The sequence below is a fragment of the Streptomyces sp. Xyl84 genome (assembly GCF_059731885.1).
Map to the genome: position 1 here is coordinate 5,492,425 of NZ_AP029182.1, position 19,964 is coordinate 5,512,388.

The 19,964-nt window shown below is 70.0% G+C and carries 14 protein-coding genes and 1 tRNA gene; 6 read left to right on the top strand and 9 right to left on the bottom strand.

The features are described from left to right. Positions 1-87 precede the first annotated feature (87 nt). Positions 88-813, top strand: a complete 726-nt coding sequence (locus AC6I72_RS23795) for an SIMPL domain-containing protein (RefSeq protein WP_498003233.1) — start codon at positions 88-90, stop codon at positions 811-813. A gap of 174 nt (positions 814-987) precedes the next feature. After that, positions 988-2,424: a pyruvate kinase gene (gene pyk / locus AC6I72_RS23800; protein WP_498003234.1), complete on the top strand. Its 1,437-nt coding sequence runs from the start codon at positions 988-990 to the stop codon at positions 2,422-2,424. 8 nt (positions 2,425-2,432) lie between these two features. Here pyk and AC6I72_RS23805 read toward each other — a convergent pair whose 3' ends face one another. Continuing rightward, a complete protein-coding gene (locus AC6I72_RS23805) occupies positions 2,433-3,188 on the bottom strand; it encodes a helix-turn-helix domain-containing protein (RefSeq protein ID WP_498003235.1) in 756 nt (251 codons plus the stop codon). A 106-nt stretch (positions 3,189-3,294) separates the two neighbouring features. Beyond that, positions 3,295-3,369: transfer RNA gene (locus AC6I72_RS23810), tRNA-Leu, on the bottom strand. Positions 3,370-3,475: 106 nt separating this feature from the next. Between AC6I72_RS23810 and AC6I72_RS23815 the strand changes: the two genes are divergently transcribed. Further along, positions 3,476-4,159, top strand: a complete 684-nt coding sequence (locus AC6I72_RS23815) for an ANTAR domain-containing response regulator (RefSeq protein WP_498003236.1) — start codon at positions 3,476-3,478, stop codon at positions 4,157-4,159. 94 nt (positions 4,160-4,253) lie between these two features. Here AC6I72_RS23815 and AC6I72_RS23820 read toward each other — a convergent pair whose 3' ends face one another. The 7 genes from AC6I72_RS23820 to AC6I72_RS23850 all read right to left on the bottom strand — a co-directional run bounded on the left by AC6I72_RS23820 (position 4,254) and on the right by AC6I72_RS23850 (position 13,737). Then, positions 4,254-4,970: an ABC transporter ATP-binding protein gene (locus AC6I72_RS23820; RefSeq protein ID WP_037860700.1), complete on the bottom strand. Its 717-nt coding sequence runs from the start codon at positions 4,968-4,970 to the stop codon at positions 4,254-4,256. Then, positions 4,967-5,863, bottom strand: coding sequence for an ABC transporter ATP-binding protein (locus AC6I72_RS23825; RefSeq protein WP_498003237.1), 897 nt, complete (start codon positions 5,861-5,863; stop codon positions 4,967-4,969). Before AC6I72_RS23825 ends, AC6I72_RS23820 begins: the two co-directional genes overlap by 4 nt. Positions 5,864-5,868: 5 nt before the next feature. Beyond that, entirely contained in the window at positions 5,869-7,641 is a 1,773-nt protein-coding gene (locus tag AC6I72_RS23830) for a branched-chain amino acid ABC transporter permease (RefSeq protein ID WP_498004796.1), read from the bottom strand. 5 nt (positions 7,642-7,646) lie between these two features. Continuing rightward, positions 7,647-8,579 carry a branched-chain amino acid ABC transporter permease gene (locus tag AC6I72_RS23835; RefSeq protein ID WP_037860704.1) on the bottom strand — a complete coding sequence of 311 codons (933 nt, stop codon included), beginning with the start codon at positions 8,577-8,579 and terminating at the stop codon, positions 7,647-7,649. 108 nt (positions 8,580-8,687) lie between these two features. Further along, a complete protein-coding gene (locus AC6I72_RS23840; RefSeq protein ID WP_498003238.1) occupies positions 8,688-9,914 on the bottom strand; it encodes a branched-chain amino acid ABC transporter substrate-binding protein in 1,227 nt (408 codons plus the stop codon). Positions 9,915-10,918: 1,004 nt separating this feature from the next. Beyond that, on the bottom strand, positions 10,919-11,407 hold the full coding sequence (locus AC6I72_RS23845; protein ID WP_498003239.1) for a PaaI family thioesterase: 489 nt from the start codon (positions 11,405-11,407) through the stop codon (positions 10,919-10,921). 50 nt (positions 11,408-11,457) lie between these two features. After that, positions 11,458-13,737 (bottom strand): FdhF/YdeP family oxidoreductase, encoded by a 2,280-nt coding sequence (locus AC6I72_RS23850; protein WP_498003240.1) that lies wholly within the window; start codon positions 13,735-13,737, stop codon positions 11,458-11,460. A gap of 543 nt (positions 13,738-14,280) precedes the next feature. Here AC6I72_RS23850 and polA point away from each other — a divergent pair. From polA to AC6I72_RS23865, 3 genes are all read left to right on the top strand, one after another. Further along, positions 14,281-17,007: a DNA polymerase I gene (gene polA / locus AC6I72_RS23855; RefSeq protein WP_498003241.1), complete on the top strand. Its 2,727-nt coding sequence runs from the start codon at positions 14,281-14,283 to the stop codon at positions 17,005-17,007. A 227-nt stretch (positions 17,008-17,234) separates the two neighbouring features. Beyond that, complete coding sequence (locus AC6I72_RS23860) at positions 17,235-17,603, top strand: hypothetical protein (RefSeq protein ID WP_498003242.1); 369 nt, start codon at positions 17,235-17,237, stop codon at positions 17,601-17,603. A 554-nt stretch (positions 17,604-18,157) separates the two neighbouring features. Continuing rightward, on the top strand, positions 18,158-19,963 hold the full coding sequence (locus AC6I72_RS23865) for a lytic transglycosylase domain-containing protein (RefSeq protein ID WP_498003243.1): 1,806 nt from the start codon (positions 18,158-18,160) through the stop codon (positions 19,961-19,963). The last annotated feature ends 1 nt before the right edge of the window (position 19,964 follow it).

Sequence of the window (19,964 nt, forward strand, 5' to 3'; positions counted from 1 at the left end):
ACACGCCGGACCGCAACAGCCCCCGCAGGTTGCGATCTGATGACCGCCCCCCCCACACCCCCGCCGACGAGTGACACAGTGGAACCCATGACCCCACCCACCCCCGACGACCCCCACCCCACCGCCCCCTACGGCACCCCCGACGCCCCCCGCATCACCGTCCGCGGCGAAGCCCACCTCGAAGTCGACCCCGAGATCGCCCGCATCGGCATCACCGTCTCCGCCCGCGGCAAGGACCGCCGAACCGCCCTCGACGACCTCACCCGCCGCAACACCACCGTCCTCGACCTCGTCAGGTCCTACGGCCCCGCCGTCGAACACCTGGAGACCGGCACCTTCTCCCTCACCCCCGAACTCACCCGCCACGGCCGCACCGAACGCATCCGCACCCACCACGGCACCGTCCACCTCACCGCCACCCTCACCGACTTCACCGCCCTCGGCGAACTCACCACCCGACTGGCCGACTTGGACCTCACCCGAGTGGACGGCCCCTGGTGGACACTCCGCCCCGACTCACCCGCCCACCGGCAGGCCCGACGGCAAGCCGTACACGACGCCGTCCAGCGCGCCAAGGAGTACGCCGAAGCCCTCGGCACCAGCCTCGCCGCCCTCATCGAGATCGCCGACACCGGCGCCGAGGGCCCCGCCTCCCTCCCACCGCACTTCGGAGCCGCCCGCGGGACAGCTGCCTACGGCAAGGCCCCCGGAGCCGTCCCCGACGAGGCGACCCCCCTCGACCTCGAACCCCAGCGCCAGCACGTCCATGCGCAACTCAACGCGCGATTCACCATGAAACCGCCCAAACTGTAAACACGTCAGTCACCCGACCCGCCGACCACAGCCCACCACCGACCACCCCTCCGGACGCTCGCAGGAGCACCACCCCGCACACCTCGACACCCGTCAACACCCCTTCACCCAAAGGTCGTTGAACAGACACCTCACACCAGATCGCTACCGACAGGTAAGGCCTAGGCTCACACCATGCGCCGAGCGAAGATCGTCTGCACCCTGGGGCCCGCCACCGACACCTACGACCAGATCAAAGCCCTGGTCGACGCCGGAATGGACGTAGCCCGCTTCAACCTCAGCCACGGCGAACACGCCGAACACGAAGCGCGCTACCAGCACGTACGCGAAGCCGCCGACGAAACCGGCCGCAGCGTCGGCCTCCTCGCCGACCTCCAAGGCCCGAAGATCCGCCTCGGCCGCTTCCACGAAGGCCCCGTACTCCTCGAACGCGGCGACACCTTCACCATCACCGTCGAAGAAGGCGTCGAAGGCGACCGCCACCACTGCGGAACCACCCACGCCGGCCTCGCCGACGACCTCACCCCCGGCGAACGCATCCTCGTCGACGACGGCAGAGTCGCCCTCCGCGTCACCGCCGTCGACGGCCCCCGCGTCCACACCGAGGTCACCGAAGGCGGCATCGTCTCCGACCACAAAGGCCTCAACCTCCCCGGCGTCGCCGTCTCCGTCCCCGCCCTCTCCAAGAAGGACGAGGACGACCTCCGCTGGGCCCTGCGCACCGGCTTCGACGTCATCGCACTCTCGTTCGTACGCAGCGGACGAGACATCCTCGACGTCCACCGCATCATGGACGACGAAGGCCGCCGCCTCCCCGTCATCGCCAAAATCGAAAAACCCCAGGCGGTCGAAGCCCTCGGCGAGATCATCGACGCCTTCGACGGCATCATGGTCGCCCGCGGCGACCTCGGCGTCGAAATGCCCCTCGAACAAGTCCCCATCGTCCAGAAACGCGCCGTGAAACTGGCCAAACGCAACGCCAAACCGGTGATCGTCGCCACCCAGATGCTCGACTCCATGATCGACAACTCCCGCCCCACCCGCGCCGAGGCCAGCGACGTCGCCAACGCCGTCATCGACGGCACCGACGCCGTCATGCTCTCCGGCGAGACCAGCGTCGGCAGGCACCCCGTCGTCACCGTCCGCACCATGGCGAAGATCGTCACCGCCGCCGAGGAGGGCATCCTCGCCCGCGGCCTGCCCCCGCTGACCGAACACAACAAGCCCCGCACCCAGGGCGGCGCCGTCGCCCGCGCCGCAGCCGAGATCGGCGACTTCCTCGGAGCCAGGTTCCTCGTCGCCTTCACCCAGTCGGGCGACACCGCCCGCCGCCTCTCCCGCTACCGCTCACCCATCCCCCTCCTCGCCTTCACCCCCGAACCGGCCACCCGCTCCCAGCTCAGCGCCACCTGGGGCGTCGAAACATTCGTGGGCCCCCAGGTCGACTCCACCGACGCCATGGTCGCCCAGGTCGACGAACTGCTCCTCAAGTACGGCCGCTGCGAGAAGGGCGACGTCGTCGTCATCACAGCGGGCTCCCCGCCCGGGGTGCCGGGCTCCACGAACCTGGTCCGGGTCCACCACATCGGCGAGGACGACCGGCCCCGGTAGGGAAGCCGTCAGTACTTGGGACCGACGTGGGCGTCCATGAGGGCTACGGAGGCTTTGCGGGCTACGGAGATCGTCACGGCAGCCCGGCTCTGGTGGAGTGACTTCCACTCGACGCCGAGCTTGTCGAGGGTGTCGGTGAAGAGCTGGATGATGTCGGTCGATGTGTTGGTGAAGAAGTACCGGGGATATTCGTAGCGTTTGCGCTCACCGCCGACGAGGCGAGTCGTCCAGTTGGTGATCCGGCAGCCGTCGGAGTGGATGAGCCCCCGGACGAACTCCCAGGGATGCGCGTCGACGATCTCCTGCTGCCAGGGTTCGAGTGCGATGCTGCGCTCGTGCTTCCTGCCGGGGCCGTGCTGGGGGAAGAGGCAGGGCCAGTGCCGGGAGTAGCTGGTGACCATGGCGCACCCCTGCTTCTGCACCGAGTACACGCCGATGCCGGGCCGCACCGCCGTGATGGCTTCCCGGCATTCCTGCAGAAGCCCGGGCCAGGCATCGGCGCATGCGATCCGGAGGTAGTAGCCGGCTCGGGGGTGCCGACTGAGACACCCGTCGCCGAGGTAGAGGCCCAGCAGATAGGCGTATGCCGCCTCGTCCGCAGGCGGTCCCGGGTCCGTGCGGGACATGCGGGGCAGTGGCTCGAGACGGTTGTGCCAGGAGCGGAGAGCGGCACGAGAGACGCCGGTCTGCTTGCTGACGGAGTTCAGACTGCGGCCCTGAGCGACCAGGGCCAGGGCGTGCCTGCGTGTGCTGAGGTCGTACACATGAACACTCTCAGGGAGTGATCGGGACGTCGCCCAGTAAAGAGCGGATGTTCACGAGAACGTGGACATCCGCTTGTCGAGTGTGACCTTGGAAACCAAGGAAAAGTGCCCCGGGTGGGACTCGAACCCACACTGTATGGTGTTTGAGACCACTGTCTGCTACCGATTGGACTACCGGGGCCAAACGAATCGAAGGTAACCACCGACCCGCTGCCTGACCACCTTACCGCAGCTAGGTAGGCTCTTGGGAGCAGTATCTTGCCTCCCCCGGAACAAGGAGCGCCCCCGTGACCGCCCCCGAGTCGCCCCAGCCCGTTGACGCCGTCGACGACGACAAGTCGCACGTCCCGCCGCTGACGACCCGTGTCGTCATCGCCGAGGACGAGGCGCTGATCCGTCTTGATCTGAAGGAGATGCTGGAGGAGGAGGGGTACAGGGTCGTCGGTGAGGCCGGGGACGGTGAGCGGGCGGTGGAGCTGGCCCGTGAGCACCGGCCCGATCTGGTGATCCTGGATGTGAAGATGCCGAAGCTGGACGGTATCTCGGCGGCGGAGAAGATCGCCGAGGAGAGTATCGCGCCGGTGTTGATGCTGACGGCGTTCTCGCAGCGGGACCTGGTGGAGCGGGCGCGGGACGCGGGTGCGATGGCGTACCTGGTGAAGCCGTTCAGCAAGAGTGATGTGGTGCCGGCGATCGAGATGGCGGTGTCGCGGTTCACGGAGCTGAAGGAGCTGGAGAAGGAGGTCGCGGACCTCTCGCAGCGGCTGGAGACGCGGAAGCTGGTGGACCGGGCGAAGTCGGTGTTGCAGACGGAGTACGGGCTGTCGGAGCCGGCGGCTTTCCGTTGGATCCAGAAGACGTCGATGGATCGTCGTATGTCGATGCAGCAGGTGGCGGAGGCTGTCATTCAGGACAGCGAGGAGAAGAAGGCGGCGAAGGGCGGGAAGGCGGGGAAGTCCGGTCAGGACTGACCGCGGGTCCGCAGCCCGGGTTCGCAGGACGAGGCCCGCATCCCTGACGGGGGGTGCGGGCCTTTTGGTGTGGTGGGTGGTTCAGTCTTCGGGTTCAGTCTTCGCCGAGGTAGGCCTTGCGGACGGATTCGTCGTGGAGGAGGTCTTGTCCGGTGCCGGAGAGGACGATGTTGCCGACTTCCATGACGTGTCCTTGGTCGGCGAGGGAGAGCGCGGCTTGGGCGTTCTGTTCGACGAGGAGGATGGTGGTGCCCTGGGATTTGAGTTCGACGATGGTCGACATGATTTTTTGCATCATGATGGGTGAGAGGCCCATGGAGGGTTCGTCGAGCATGAGGAGTTTGGGCTGGGACATGAGGGCGCGGCCCATGGCGAGCATTTGCTGTTCGCCGCCGGAGAGGGTGCCGGCGGCTTGTTTGCGGCGTTCGCCGAGGATGGGGAAGAGGTCGTAGGCGCGCTGGATGTCTTTTTCGATGCCTTCTTTGTCTTTGCGGAGGAAGGCGCCGAGCTGGAGGTTTTCGGCGATGCTGAGGCGGGGGAAGATGTGGCGGCCTTCGGGGGAGTGGGCGAGTCCGAGGGCGACGATTTTGTGGGCGGGGATGCCGGTGAGGGGTTTGCCGTCGAAGGTGATTTTTCCGGCGGTGGGTCTGAGGAGGCCGGAGAGGGTGCGCAGGGTGGTGGTCTTGCCGGCGCCGTTGGTGCCGATGAGGGTGACGACCTGGCCTGCTTCGACGCTGAAGGAGATGCCTTTGACGGCTTCGATCTTGCCGTAGGCGACCCGGAGGTCCTCGACCTCGAGGAGTGCGGTCACTGGGCTTCTCCCTTGGTGCTGTTCGCTGTGTTCGCGTTGGCGCCGGTGCCCGTGTTCGTTGGGGTGGGGGTGTCGGCGGCGGCTTCGGCTGCTTCGACCTCTGCGGCTTCGGCTTGGCCGGGGGCGCCTTCGAAGGGTTCGCCGAGGTAGGCGGCGACGACGCGTTCGTCGGCCTGGACGATGTCGGAGGTGCCTTCGATGAGTTTTTCGCCTTGGACGAGGACGGCGACGCGGTCGCAGAGGTTGAAGATGAATCGCATGTCGTGCTCGATGACGAGGACGGCGATGCCTTGGTCGCGGATGGCGAAGACGAGTTCTTCGGTGGTGCGGGTTTCTTGGGGGTTCATGCCGGCGGTGGGCTCGTCGAGGAGCAGGAGGCCGGGTTCGCTGGCGAGTGCGCGGGCGATTTCGAGTTTGCGTTGTTCGCCGTAGGGGAGGTTGCGGGCGAGGTGGTCGCGTTTGTGGGCGAGGCCGATGAACTCGAGGAGTTCCATGGCGCGTTCTTCGCTGGCTTTTTCGGCTTTTTTGAATCCGGGGCCGCGGAGGAGTGCGGACCAGAGTCCTTCTTTGGTGCGGGTGTGGCGGCCGATGAGGACGTTTTCCAGGACGGTCATGTTGGCGAAGAGCCTGATGTTCTGGAAGGTTCTGGCGATTCCGGCCTGGGTGACGAGGTGGGGTTTGGGTGGGAGGACGGTGTTTTTGTAGGAGACGGTTCCTTCGGTGGGGATGTAGAGGCCGGTGAGGCAGTTGAAGAAGGTGGTTTTGCCTGCGCCGTTGGGGCCGATGAGTCCGACGATCTCGCCGCTGTTGACGGTGAGGTCGACGGAGCGTACGGCGGTGAGGCCGCCGAAGCGCATGGTGACGTCACGGGCTTGGAGTACAGGTGTCGTCATCGTTCTTACGCCCCTGCCTTGGTGACGGCCTGGTCTTCGGGCAGTGTTTTTTGTTCGGGTATGTCGAGTTGGCCGGTGTCGTGGAATTCGAGTTGGCGGCGGCGGTTGGCGATGATGCCTTCGGGCCTGAATCGCATGAGGAGGACGAGGGCGATTCCGAAGGCGAGGAGTTCGTAGTTCTTGAGGAATTGGAGTTTTTCGGGGATGAGGTAGAGCATGCTGGCGCCGAGGAGGGGGCCGCTGACGGTGCCCATGCCGCCGAGGACGACGGCGGCGAGGAGGAAGGCGGAGTTGGGCGGTGCGGCGCCGGCGAATTGGTAGGGGGTGGGGACGACGGAGTAGCTGACGTGGGCGCTGACGGTGCCGGCGAGGCCGGCGAGTGCGGCGCCGAGGGCGAAGGCGATGAGTTTGACGCGGAAGCCGTTGATGCCCATGGCGGTGGCGGCGGTTTCGTCTTCGCGGATGGCGACCCAGGAGCGGCCGATGCGGGAGTCGGCGGCGCGGGTGAAGACGAGGACGACGACGGCGGTGAAGAGGAGCATGAGCAGGAAGTAGTTGGCGAATCGGCCGAGGGTGAAGGAGCCGATGTCGTGGGGGTCGCCGAAGTTGAATCCGAGGATTTCGAGGTCGGGGATGTTGGCGATGCCGTTGGGGCCGTTGGTGATGTCGGGGCCGGAGGAGCCGTCGAGGTTGTTGACGGCGATGCGGAAGATTTCTCCGAAGCCGAGGGTGACGATGGCGAGGTAGTCGCCGCGGAGTCGGAGGGTGGGGGCGCCGATGAGGACGCCGAAGACGAGGGAGGCGCCCATGCCGACGAGGACGGCGCCCCAGAAGGGGAGTTGGGTGCCGGAGAAGCGGGAGTACTCGGAGCCGGAGACGAGGGCTGCGGCGTAGGCGCCGACGCCGAGGAAGGCGACGTAGCCGAGGTCGAGGAGGCCGGTGAGGCCGACGACGATGTTCAGGCCGAGGGCGACGGTGGCGAAGATGAGGATGTTGACGCCGATGTTGGCGTTGTGGTCTTCGGACTGGGTGAAGGGGAAGACGGCCGCGGCGAGGAAGGCCATGGAGGTGGCGAATCCTTTGTGGCGGGCGTTGAGTGCGGCGAAGCGGTCGGTGAGGCCTGCGGTGAAGAGGGCCCAGGCGGCGAAGACGACGAGGAGTCCGAAGCCGCTGAAGGTTTCGCCGTATTCGTCGTCGGGGGTGCTGATGCCGTAGGTGAAGACGATGAGGCCGAGGGCGAGGGAGAGGGTGATGGTGATGCGTTCGGCCCAGGCGGGGACGGGGGTGGCGCGGGGGATGGGGTCGGCTTTGGCGAAGTAGGACTTCCAGGTGTTGCCGGGGCGGGGGAGGGCGAGGGTGCCGATGACGGGGAGCAGGGAGGCGATGGCGGCGACGTAGCCGCCGGGTTCGAGGTTGGCGAGGCCGCCGAGTTCGATGGCGATCGCGAGGATCGTGTACCAGGTGACGGCGAAGGCGGCGAGGGCGGTGAGGAAGACGGGGGCGGTGGCGCGGGCGGGGTTGAGCCAGCGCAGTCCGCGGGTGTTCCAGAGGGTGAGGGCGTAGAGGAGGGTGAGGATGCCGCCGGTGAGGGTGAGGAGTTGGAGGCCGGCGGGGTAGGCGGTGACGGTGAGGTCGCCGGGGAATGCGGCGGTCCAGGTCCAGGCGAGCATGGTGCTGGCGATGGTGGCGAGGGCGCCGATGGTGGTGAGGAGGCGGGCGGCGTTGTGCGGCAGTGGGATGAGGGGGGTGCCTTGGGTGGGGCGGGTGGTGTCGGTCATGGTGGTCACGCCCTGTCCGCGACGCGTTCGCCGAGCAGGCCTTGTGGCCTGAAGAGGAGGACGAGGATGAGGAGGACGAAGGCCCAGACGGAGGCCCAGCCCTGGCCGCCGAACTGGTCCATGCCGGGGATGTCGGCGATGTAGGCGGTGGCGAGTCCTTCGGCGAGGCCGAGGACGATGCCGCCGAGCATGGCGCCGTAGATGTTGCCGATGCCGCCGAGGACGGCGGCGGTGAAGGCTTTGAGGCCGGCGACGAAGCCCATGTCGTAGTTGACGCTGCCGACGCGGAAGCCCCAGGCGACGCCGGCGACGGCGGCGAAGAAGCCGCCGATGGCGAAGGCGATGACGATGATGCGGTTGGTGTCGATGCCCATGAGCTGGGCGGTGTCGGGGTCTTGTGCGGTGGCTTGCATGGCGCGGCCGGTGCGGGAGGTGCGGACGAAGAAGGCGAGGGCGGCCATGCAGAGGGGGGCGGCTATGAGGACGAAGAGTTCACCGGACTGGATTTTGAGGTTGTCGGTGATGTTGAAGGGGCCGCCGGGGAGCTGGGGGAATTTGCGGGCGTTGTCGGCGTGGGGGTACCAGTTGAAGACGGCCTGCTGGAGGGCGAGGGAGAGGCCGATGGCGGTGATGAGGGGGGCGAGGCGTGGTGCGCCTCTGAGCGGCCGGTAGGCGAATCGTTCCGCTCCCACTGCGATGAGGACGGCGACGAGGCCGCCGCCGATCAGCATGAGGGGGAGGGCGATCCACATGGATGTGCCGTCGGGCAGGACGAGATAGACGCTGAGGGCGCCGAAGCCGCCGGTCATGAAGATCTCGCCGTGGGCGAAGTTGATGAGCTGGACGATGCCGTACACCATCGTGTAGCCGATGGCGATCAGCCCGTACATCGAGCCGAGGATCAGCCCGTTGGCCAGCTGTTGCGGCAGGGTGTGCACCGCAAGGCCTCCATGTGGGTGCGGAGAGTGACGGGGGAGAGAGGTCGGGCCGCGCGGTGACGGGTCGTCGTGGCCGCGCGGCCCTGGGTCGTCCTTGCTGGTGCCGGGTCAGCCGGCGTTGTACGTACCGGTCTTGACGGACTTCCACACGCCGCCGGTGACTTGGTACAGGGTGAGCTGCTTGTTCTTGGTGTCGCCGTACTGGTCGAAGCCGACGGGGCCGGCGATGCCCTCGAAGTCGATCTTCTGGACCTCGTCGACGACCTTCTGGCGGGCGTCGGCGGGGACCTTGCCGTCCTTCACGACGTTGCCGACGGCCTTGATGAGGGCGGTGGCGGCGTCGTAGGAGTAGCCGCCGTAGGTGCCGTAGTCGCCCTTGTAGCCGCCGGACTTGTACTTGTCGATGAAGTCCTTGGCGGCGGGCAGGGTGTCGACGGGGACGCCGACGGAGGTGACGAGGTCGCCTTCGGCGGCCTTGCCGGCGGTCTGGATGTAGGTCGGGGTGAACATGCCGTCGCCGCCCATGAGCGGGATCTTGGCGCCGGCGTCCTTGAGCTGCTTGGTGAGGACCTGTGACTCGTCGTACTGGCCGCCGTAGTAGAGGAGTTCGGCGCCGCTGTTCTTGATCTTGGTGACGAGGGTGGCGAAGTCCTTGTCGCCGACGTTGACGTGGTCGGTGCCGACGACGGTGCCGCCCGCCTCCTTGAACTTCTTGCCGAAGATGCCCGCGAGACCGGCGCCGTAGGTCTGCTTGTCGTCTACGACGAAGACCTTCTTCTTCTTGAGGGTCTTGAGGACGTAGTCGGCCGCGAAGCCGCCCTGCACCTCGTCGGTGATGGCGGTGCGGAAGTAGGTCTTGAACGGGCGGGTCTTGTTGCCGGAGACCCAGTTCTTGCCCTGGGTCAGCTCGGGTGCGGTGTTGGAGGGGGAGATCTCGGCGAGGTTGGCGGAGGCGAAGACCTTCTGCATGGTCTGGGCGACGCCGGAGTTGAGGGGGCCGACGACGCCGAGGACGTCCTTGTTGGCGACGAGCTGGGAGGCGTTCTGCTGGCCGGTCGGCGGCAGGGCCTTGTCGTCGAGGGCCACGACCTTGAAGGTGACGCCGGGGACGAGTTTCTTCGCGTTGGCGTCCTTGACGGCGATCTCGACGCCGGACTGGATGCCGAGGCCGGTGGCGGAGTTCTGACCGGTCAGTGGGGCGTCGACACCGATGACGACGGTGGTGCCGCCCTTGCTGCTGTCCTTGTCGTCGCTGCCGCGGGAGCCACACGCGGTGAGGGCCAGAGCTCCGGTTGTGAGGACGGAGGTGAGTATCACCAGGGAACGCTGTCGCACAATCAGTCCTTTCCGCAGGCAGGGCTGCCCCGGTGGGGGTGGCGCATGCCGCGCTGGTACCGAACTCCCGGTGGAGCGGTGACTGGCCGTGACTCTAAGCCTGGTTGTGGCCATGGGCATGGTGGTGGACTGGCTTGTGACTTTCTTGTTATGCCGTTCCGGTTCAGGGGCTTCTCGGAGGGTCACTCTCGGCCGGTTTGGCGGAATTCCCGTCTGTTCCGCATTCTGAGAATGCGCACTTCCGGTTGGCCGTCGCGGGGCGGGCCGGGCGTCGTGCGGCGGGAGGGGCGGAGCGCCCAAGGGAAGATCATCCGAGGGGGCGCCCGCTAAGTGGAATCCGCGCCTCTATATTGCGTATGCGTTACGCAGTGTTACGCGAAAAAATGGAAGATCGCATTCAGCGATGGGCGAGAACAGACGGGAACACGCGAATACGGATATCTCGAGCGCGATACGCCGTGTTGTCCGGTCATGCGGGAGAAACGGCGGGTTGGGGACCGCGGTTTTCGGAAGGCCCGGACGCGGGGCTGCGGGACTGCCGGGGGGCGCCGCAGTTCTGGGGGAGTGGCGGAGGCCGCCGCAGTCCCCGGGGCGGGCGGGGCCCAGGGCTGCCAGAGGTCGAAGGCCGGGCGCGGGACTTGGGGTGCCGGAGGCCGGGGTGGGGCGAGGTGGAGCGGGCTTTGGGACCTGGGGGGAGACCGGGGGCACTGCGGCCCAGGGGCTGCCGGAGTTCGGGGACCGGGCGCGTGGCTTGGGGTGCCGGAGGGCCGGGAGGGGCGGGGTTTCGGCCTGGGGGAGACCGGGGGTACTGCGGCCCAGGGGCTGCCGGAGTTCGGGGGCCCGGCGCGGGCCTTGGGCTGTCGGAGGCCGGGGGAGTCCGGGCGGGCGCGAGAGCCGGCGGCGGTCGGGAGGGGTCCGGGAGCGGCGGAGTTCGGGAGGGGGCCGGGGGCTGGAGCCGGGGCCGGCGCAGGACGGGGGGCGGTCCGTCGGACCGCCCCGCGGCATCAGTTCGTGGCGGGGACCTGGTCGGCGTCCGCCGGCCGCACCTCGCGCAGCAGGCAGGTCAGGCGTGCGCTGCACACCCGCCGCCCCTGCTCGTCACTGATGACGACCTCGTACGTCGCCGTCGAACGTCCCCGGTGGAGGGGGGTGGCCACGCCGGTGACCAGGCCGGAGCGCACCCCGCGGTGGTGGGTGCAGTTCAGGTCGACACCGACGGCGATCCTGGAGCTGCCGCCGTGCAGCATGGCGCCGACGGAGCCCAGGGTCTCGGCCAGCACGGCGGAGGCACCGCCGTGCAGCAGTCCGTACGGCTGGGTGTTGCCCTCCACCGGCATGGTGGCGACGACGCGTTCCGCGGAGGCCTCGACGATCCGGACGCCCATGCGGGTGCCCAGGTGCCCGGCGGAGAACAGGGCGGGCAGGTCGACGCCGAGCGCGGCGTACTCGTCGATGACCTCTTGCGGGAACTTCACGTCGTGCTGCTCGCCCATGGGCCCGGCTCCGTTCGTCGTCGATCGGCACTGCTTCGCTGAGCGAACGCTCAGTCGGCCGCCGATTGTTCCAGACGCACCACGACGGACTTGCTGGCCGGGGTGTTGCTGGTGTCCGCGGTGGCGTCCAGCGGCACCAGGACGTTCGTCTCCGGGTAGTAGGAGGCCGCGCACCCGCGCGCGGTCGGGTAGTGCACGACGCGGAAGCCGCGGGCCCGCCGCTCCACGCCGTCCTTCCACTCGCCGACCAGGTCGACGTACGAGCCGTCGGCCACCCCGAGCCGCCGCGCGTCGTCGGGGTTGACCAGCACCACCCGCCGTCCGTTCTTGATGCCGCGGTAGCGGTCGTCGAGGCCGTAGATCGTGGTGTTGTACTGGTCGTGCGAGCGCAGCGTCTGCAGCAGCAGCCGGCCCTCGGGCAGTTCGGGGTACTCCACCGGCGCGGCCGTGAAGTTGGCCTTGCCGGTGGCCGTCGGGAAGCGGCGCTCGTCGCGCGGGGCGTGCGGCAGCGCGAAGCCGCCCGGGGCGGCCACACGGGCGTTGAAGTCCTCGAAGCCGGGGATCACCCGGGCGATGCGGTCGCGGATCGCCGCGTAGTCCTTCTCGAACTCCTCCCACGGCACCACGCTGTTCTCGCCCAGCACGCGGCGGGCCAGCTGGCACACGATGGCCGGCTCGGACAGCAGGTGCCGGCCGGCGGGCTCCAGCCGGCCGCGGGAGGCGTGCACCATGCCCATGGAGTCCTCGACCGTGACGAACTGCTCGCCGCCGCCCTGCACGTCCCGCTCGGTACGGCCGAGCGTCGGCAGGATCAGGGCGCGGGCGCCGGTGACGGCGTGCGAGCGGTTGAGCTTGGTCGACACGTGCACGGTCAGCCGGGCGCGCCGCATGGCGGCCTCGGTGACGTCGGTGTCGGGGGAGGCGGAGACGAAGTTGCCGCCCATGGCGAAGAACACCTTCGCCTCGCCGTCGCGCAGGGCGCGGATGGCGCGGACCACGTCGTAGCCGTGGTCGCGGGGCGGGGCGAAGCCGAACTCCTTCTCCAGGGCGTCGAGGAAGGCCGGGGCGGGGCGCTCGAAGATGCCCATCGTGCGGTCGCCCTGCACGTTGGAGTGGCCGCGCACCGGGCAGACGCCCGCGCCGGGGCGCCCGATGTTGCCGCGCAGCAGGAGGAAGTTGACCACTTCGCGGATGGTGGGCACGGAGTGCTTGTGCTGGGTGAGGCCCATAGCCCAGCACACGATGGTGCGCCGGGAGGCGAGCACCATCTGGAGGGCGCGGTCGATCTCCGCGCGCGTGAGGCCGGTCGCGGCGAGCGTCTCGTCCCAGTCGGCGTCCCGGGCGGCGGCGGCGAACTCCTGGAAGCCGTGCGTGTGTTCGCGTACGAACAGTTCGTCGACGGCGCCCTCGGTCTGGAGGATCAGCTTGTTGAGGAGGCGGAAGAGGGCCTGGTCGCCGCCGATGCGGATCTGCAGGAACAGGTCGGTGAGCGCGGCGCCGGCGGTGAGGCCCTTGGGGGTCTGCGGGTTCTTGAACCGCTCCAGGCCGGCCTCGGGCAGCGGGTTCACGCTGATGATCTTCGCGCCGTTGGCCTTGGCCTTCTCCAGGGCGGAGAGCATGCGGGGGTGGTTCGTCCCCGGGTTCTGGCCGGCCACGATGATCAGGTCGGCCTGGTAGAGGTCCTCCAGCAGGACGCTGCCCTTGCCGATGCCGATCGTCTCCGACAGGGCCGAGCCGGAGGACTCGTGGCACATGTTGGAGCAGTCGGGCAGGTTGTTCGTGCCCAGCTCACGGGCGAACAGCTGGTACAGGAACGCGGCTTCGTTGCTGGTGCGGCCGGAGGTGTAGAAGACGGCCTCGTCGGGGGAGGAGAGGGCGGCGATCTCCTCGGCGACGATGTCGAAGGCCCGTTCCCAGGTGACCGGCTCGTAGCGGTCGGCGCCCTCGGGCAGGTACATGGGGTGGGTGAGCCGGCCCTGCTGGCCCAGCCAGTAGCCGCTGCGGGTCGCCAGGTCGGCGACGGGGTGCGCGGCGAAGAACTCGGGGGTGACCCGGCGCAGGGTGGCCTCCTCGGCGACCGCTTTCGCGCCGTTCTCGCAGAACTCCGCGGTGTGCCGGTGCTCCGGCTCCGGCCAGGCGCAGCCGGGGCAGTCGAAGCCGTCCTTCTGGTTGACCCGCAGCAGGGTGAGCGCGGTGCGCTTCATGCCCATCTGCTGCTGGGCCATGCGCAGGGAGTGGCGGACCGCGGGGAGTCCGGCGGCCGCGTGCTGGGGCCCGGCTACCTGCGGCGCGTCCTGGATCGGATCGCCCTTGGGCGGTTTGGTGGCCATCGCACGCTCTCCTTCGACTGCGCGTGTGCTCTTTCCCGGGGCGGTTTCGCCGGCCGCACCGGCGCGGCGCCGCGGACCCGGATCCCGGACGCCTCCGATCCTCGCACGCGGCAGTGACAGTGGACCTGGCCGGGATGCGTAAGAGAGGGGAAGAGGGCGTGAGGGGCGCCGCGGTTGCTCTCTGGGGCCGAGGCGGCGGCGCGTCCGTTCCCGGGCGGCCCCGGGGCTGAGGCGGGGTCTGCACCTCCTCAGTCGCTTCCGGGACTGAGGAGGGGGCTGCCCGTCCTCAGCCGCCTCCGGGCCCGGGTCGGGGCCCGCCCGTCCTCAGCCGCTTCCAGGCCCGGCGTGACCCTCCCCAGTCGCTCCCAGGTCCGAGGCGGGGGTGCGCCCGTTCCGGCCGCTCCCGGGGCCGAGGCGTGGGTCCGCCCCGGCGCGCCCCCGGCCCGTTCCTGGGTGCGGCGGCGAGGCCGGATCAGGCCGCGCATCCGTTGCCGCGGACCGGCCGTCCTCCGAGTGTCAGTGGGTCGTGGCAGGATCGGGGGCGTGGCAGAGACAGCATCGAAGAAGACCGACACCACCCCCGGCGGCACCCGTCCGCGGCTGATGCTCATGGACGGGCACTCGCTGGCCTACCGCGCGTTCTTCGCGCTGCCCGCGGAGAACTTCACCACCGCGACGGGCCAGCCGACGAACGCGATCTACGGCTTCGCGTCGATGCTGGCCAACACCCTGCGTGACGAGGCGCCCACGCACTTCGCGGTGGCGTTCGACGTCTCCCGCAAGACCTGGCGATCGGAGGAGTTCACCGAGTACAAGGCGAACCGTTCCAAGACGCCGGACGAGTTCAAGGGCCAGGTGCAGCTGATCTGCGAGCTGCTCGACGCGATGCAGGCCTCCCGCTTCGCCGTCGAGGGGTTCGAGGCGGACGACATCATCGCCACGCTCGCCACCCAGGCCGAGGCCGAGGGCTTCGAGGTGCTGATCGTCACCGGTGACCGCGACTCCTTCCAGCTGGTCTCCGAGCACACGACGGTGCTCTACCCGACCAAGGGCGTCTCCGAGCTGACCCGGTTCACCCCGGAGAAGGTCTTCGAGAAGTACGGATTGACGCCGGCGCAGTACCCGGACTTCGCGGCCCTGCGCGGCGACCCGTCGGACAACCTGCCGGGCATCCCGGGCGTGGGCGAGAAGACGGCGGCGAAGTGGATCAACCAGTTCGGTTCGTTCGCCCAGCTCGTCGAGCGTGCCGAGGAGGTCAAGGGCAAGGCCGGGCAGAACCTGCGCGATCATCTGGAGGCCGTCAAGCTCAACCGCCGCCTCACCGAGCTGGAGCGCAACGTCGAGCTGCCGAAGGGCGTCACCGACCTCGCCAGGACGGCGTACGACCGCAAGGCCGTCGCGATGGTCCTGGACACCCTGGAGATCCGCAATCCGTCGCTGCGCGAGCGGCTCTTCGCCGTCGACCCGGGGGCCGAGGAGGCCGAGGCCACGCCGATCGCGGCGGACGGCGTGGAGTTGGACGGCACGGTGCTGGGCACCGGTGAGCTGACGGCCTGGCTCGCCGAGCACGGCACGCAGACCCTGGGTGTCGCCACGGTCGACGCGTGGGCGCTGGGCGCGGGCTCGGTCGCCGAGGTCGCGCTGGCCGCCGCCGGCGGACCCGCCGCCTGGTTCGACCCGTCCCAGCTCGACGAGGCCGACGAGCGCGCGTTCGCGGACTGGCTGGCCGACGCCGGCCGGACCAAGGTGTTCCACAACGCCAAGGGCGCCATGCGGGTCTTCGCCGAGCACGGCTGGAGCGTGGCGGGCGTCACCATGGACACCGCGCTCGCCGCCTACCTGGTGAAGCCCGGCCGCCGCTCCTTCGACCTGGACGCGCTCTCCCTGGAGTACCTGCACCGCGAGCTGGCACCGGCCGCCGCGGCCGACGGCCAGCTGGCCTTCGGCGCGGACGACGCGGCCGAGGCCGAGGCCCTGATGATCCAGGCCCGCGCCATCCTGGACCTGGGCGGGGCCTTCGAGGAGCGCCTGGAGGAGGTCGGCGCGGCGGATCTGCTGCGCGACATGGAGCTGCCCACCTCTGCGCTGCTCGCCCGTATGGAGCGCCACGGCATCGCCGCCGACCGGACCCACCTCGAAGCCATGGAACAGATGTTCGCCGGTGCGGTGCAGCAGGCCGTGAAGGAGGCCCACGCGGCGGCGGGGCACGAGTTCAACCTCGGCTCGCCCAAGCAGCTCCAGGAGGTCCTCTTCGGCGAGCTGGCGCTGCCCAGGACCAAGAAGACCAAGACCGGTTACACCACCGACGCCGACGCCCTGGCCTGGCTGGCCGGGCAGACGGACAACGAGCTGCCGGTGATCATGCTCCGCCACCGGGAGCAGGCCAAGCTCCGGGTCACCGTCGAGGGCCTGATCAAGACCATCGCGACGGACGGCCGCATCCACACCACGTTCAACCAGACGGTCGCCGCGACCGGCCGTCTGTCGTCCACGGACCCGAACCTGCAGAACATCCCCGTCCGCACCGACGAGGGCCGGGCCATCCGCCGCGGCTTCGTCGTCGGCGAGGGCTTCGAGTCGCTGATGACGGCCGACTACAGCCAGATCGAGCTGCGGGTCATGGCCCACCTGTCGGAGGACGCCGGCCTGATCGAGGCGTTCACCTCCGGCGAGGACCTGCACACCACGGCGGCCTCCCAGGTCTTCGCCGTGGAGCGCTCGGCGGTCGACGCGGAGATGCGCCGCAAGATCAAGGCGATGTCGTACGGCCTGGCGTACGGCCTGTCCGCCTTCGGCCTCTCCCAGCAGCTGAACATCGAGGCTGCCGAGGCCCGCGCGCTGATGGACGCCTACTTCGAGCGGTTCGGCGGTGTGCGGGACTACCTGCGCCGGGCGGTCGACGAGGCGCGCGCGACGGGCTACACGGCGACGCTCTTCGGCCGCCGCCGTTACCTGCCCGACCTCAACAGCGACAACCGGCAGCGCCGCGAGGCCGCCGAGCGGATGGCCCTCAACGCCCCGATCCAGGGCACGGCCGCGGACATCGTCAAGATCGCCATGCTGAACGTGGACCGGGCACTCGGCGAGGCGGGCCTCAAGTCCCGCATGCTGCTCCAGGTCCACGACGAGATCGTCCTGGAGATCGCTCCCGGCGAGCGCGCGGCGGCCGAGGAGATCGTCCGCCGCGAGATGTCCGGAGCGGTCCGGCTCCGTGCGCCGCTGGACGTCTCGGTGGGCGTGGGCCCGGACTGGGAGTCGGCGGCGCACTGAGCCAGAGGCGGGGGCGGAGGCGGGGGCGGAGGCGGGGGCGTCCACCGGCCCGTACGGGCCCAGGTGGACGCCTCGGGCCGTTCCCGGCGCGGCTGACGCCCCGGCCGTTCCCCGGCCGCCGTCGGCCCCCGCAGCCTTTCCCGGCGCGCGGCCGTCCGCGTCGGGGCCGTCACTCACGTGGCCCCCGCAGAGACGCACCCGCCACCCCGGCCCGACAGGATCTGGGCATGGGTATACGCACGCTCAACCACCGGCCGGCGGTATCCCAGACACCCGTCGGCGCGGCCCCGGCCGCGCCGCCCCCGCCGGTCCCGGCCCTCGCGGCCGACGCAAGCACCGCCCGCATCCCGACCGACCTGGCGGTCACCCTCCGGCGCGCCGCGAGAGACCTCCGCCGTCGGCTCACCCCAGGTCCACGCCTTCCCTGGCCCCTGTGGGTTGACCTCACCCGCGGCTACGTCGCGCTCCTGCTCGCCCGGATGCCGCGCCCCGTCCCCGCCCGCACCCTCACCGTCTTCGTCGCGGCCACGACCGCCGACCCCGGCCGCCCCGGCGGCCCACCGCCACGGGAACCCCGCCCGGACCGCGCACCCTGAGCCCACTGAGCCCACTGAGCACACTGAGGCCCTGGAAGTCCCCTCCCCACCGGGCAGCTCCCCGCCCCGCGCCGTGCCAGCCCGCGCCCCGCCAGGCCCTGCGCCCCCCGCAGCCGGACCCGCGCCCCGCCCCGCCCCCCGGGGCACCCCCGCCCCCCGGCCCCCTGGCCCACCTCGCACCCCGCCGCGCCCACCGCACCCCGTCGTGCCCGGCCAGGCCCCGTCGTGACCCGGCTCACCCCTCCCCGTTCCCCCCGGCCTCGCGCCCCGCCCTCCAGGCAGTGCTGCCCCCGCATGCCTAGAAACGGGCGGCACAGAACTCCCCGCCCGGACGCCCGTGTCCCGCGGCCTCCCGCCCTCACCACCGAAGACGGACAAGCGGTGGAAACCGGGCGCGAACCGCTCCCCGCTCAAAGGAACTTGTCGTAGGGTCACCTGGGTCGTGCATCCGGAAGGCTCCACGAGGGCAACCAGTACCGCGAGTCAACCGTCACAACAGGGCGAACAGGCAAGCACAGAAGGACGCTCGGGCGTTCACGGGAGGGGTTCACTCCATGGCGGCGCATTTCGGCAGGAGGCTGTACAAGGGGGCGGCGACCACAGCCGTGGCCGCTGTGGCGGTCGCGGCGCTCTCCGCTTCCGAGGCTCCCGGTGTGACGGTCAGCGACGAGGGAAGACAGCCCGCCGCCGGTGCGACGTCCGTCCCCGACACGCCCGTCGGCGACAGTGCGACCGGTGACACGCACTACTACACGGACCTCCCGCCGCTGAACAGCCCCGACCCGGCGGCCCCCCACACCGGTACCGGCACCCCGGCCTCGCAGGCCGCGGCCGAGGCGGGCATACCCGCCACCGTGCTCGACGCCTACAAGAAGGCCGAGGCCGAACTGCGTTCCTCCAAACCGGGCTGCAACCTGCCCTGGCAACTCCTCGCCGCCATCGGCCGGGTCGAGTCGGGCCAGGCACGCGGCGGCCAGGTCGACGCGAACGGCACGACGTTCAGCCCGATCCTCGGCCCCGTCCTCAACGGCAGCGGTTTCGCGAACATCAGCGACACCGACCACGGCCTCTACGACGGCGACAGCACCTACGACCGCGCGGTCGGGCCCATGCAGTTCATCCCCTCCACCTGGCAGTGGGCGGGCCGCGACGGCAACGGGGACGGCAAGAAGGACCCCAACAACATCTACGACGCCGCCCTCGCCACCGGCCACTACCTGTGCCGCAACGACTGGGACCTGTCCGACCACGCCGACCTGAGCAGCGCGATCCTCAGCTACAACCACTCGCAGGAGTACCTGAACACCGTCCTGTCGTGGCTGGAGTACTACCGCAGGGGCACCCACTCGGTGCCCGACGGCACCGGCCAGCTGCCGGTCCACCACAGCGACGACACCGCCGGCACCCACCCCGGGCCGTCCACCACGCCCTCGCGGCCGTCCTCCCCGACGCCGAGCCACCGGCCGGGCGGCTCCGGCAAGCCGGGCACCCCCGCCCAGCCCGGCACGCCGGGCAAGCCGACCACTCCCAGCACGCCCGGCGGAACCCCGAGCGAGCCGAGCAGGCCGCCCGTGACACCTCCCCCCATTCCTCCCACGCCCACCGACACGGTGGACCACCTGGAGGACGCCGGCACGGACACGCTCACCGCGCGCGCCGGCGAGGCCTTCTCGGAGAGGATCAGCACCCGCGCCGAGACCAAGGCCGGCAAGCCGGTCGCCAAGGTCAGGGTCCGTTTCCTGATCACCGGCGACACCGACACCACCTTCACCGGCGGCGAGAAGGTCGCCACCGTCGTCACCGATGCCTCCGGCGTGGCCCTGGCACCCGTGCTCCGGGCGGGCGAGAAGACGGGCGACTTCACCGTCCGTGCCGTCGTCGTCGGGCGCGCGGTCTCCGCGCTCCCGTACAAGGCCACCGTCACCGCGCGCACCGCCGACGCGCTCGTCCGCACCGGCGACACCCCGCTGGCGTGCACGCCGGGCGGCGAGTTCACCGACCAGGTCGAGGTCAAGGCCACCTACAAGGGCGCCGTCGCCGGCAAGGTCGCCGCCACCGCCACCCTGGTCAAGTCCGCCGACGACCCCGCCGAGAACGACAAGGGCCCCTACTTCAAGGACGCGGACGGCAAGCCCGTACGCACCCTGAAGGGCCTTCAGACGGACGCCGCGGGACTGCTGAAGCTGCCCCGCCTGTACGCGGACGACACCACCGGCACCTTCCTGCTCCGCATCACCACCGCCGGTGGCGCCACGCTGACCGTGGAACTGAAGGTCGCGGCGGCCGGCCTCTCCGCCGAGCCGTCGACGGGCGCGTCCCCGTCCCCGTCAGCGTCCGCCTCCCCGTCCTCGTCCTCGTAGC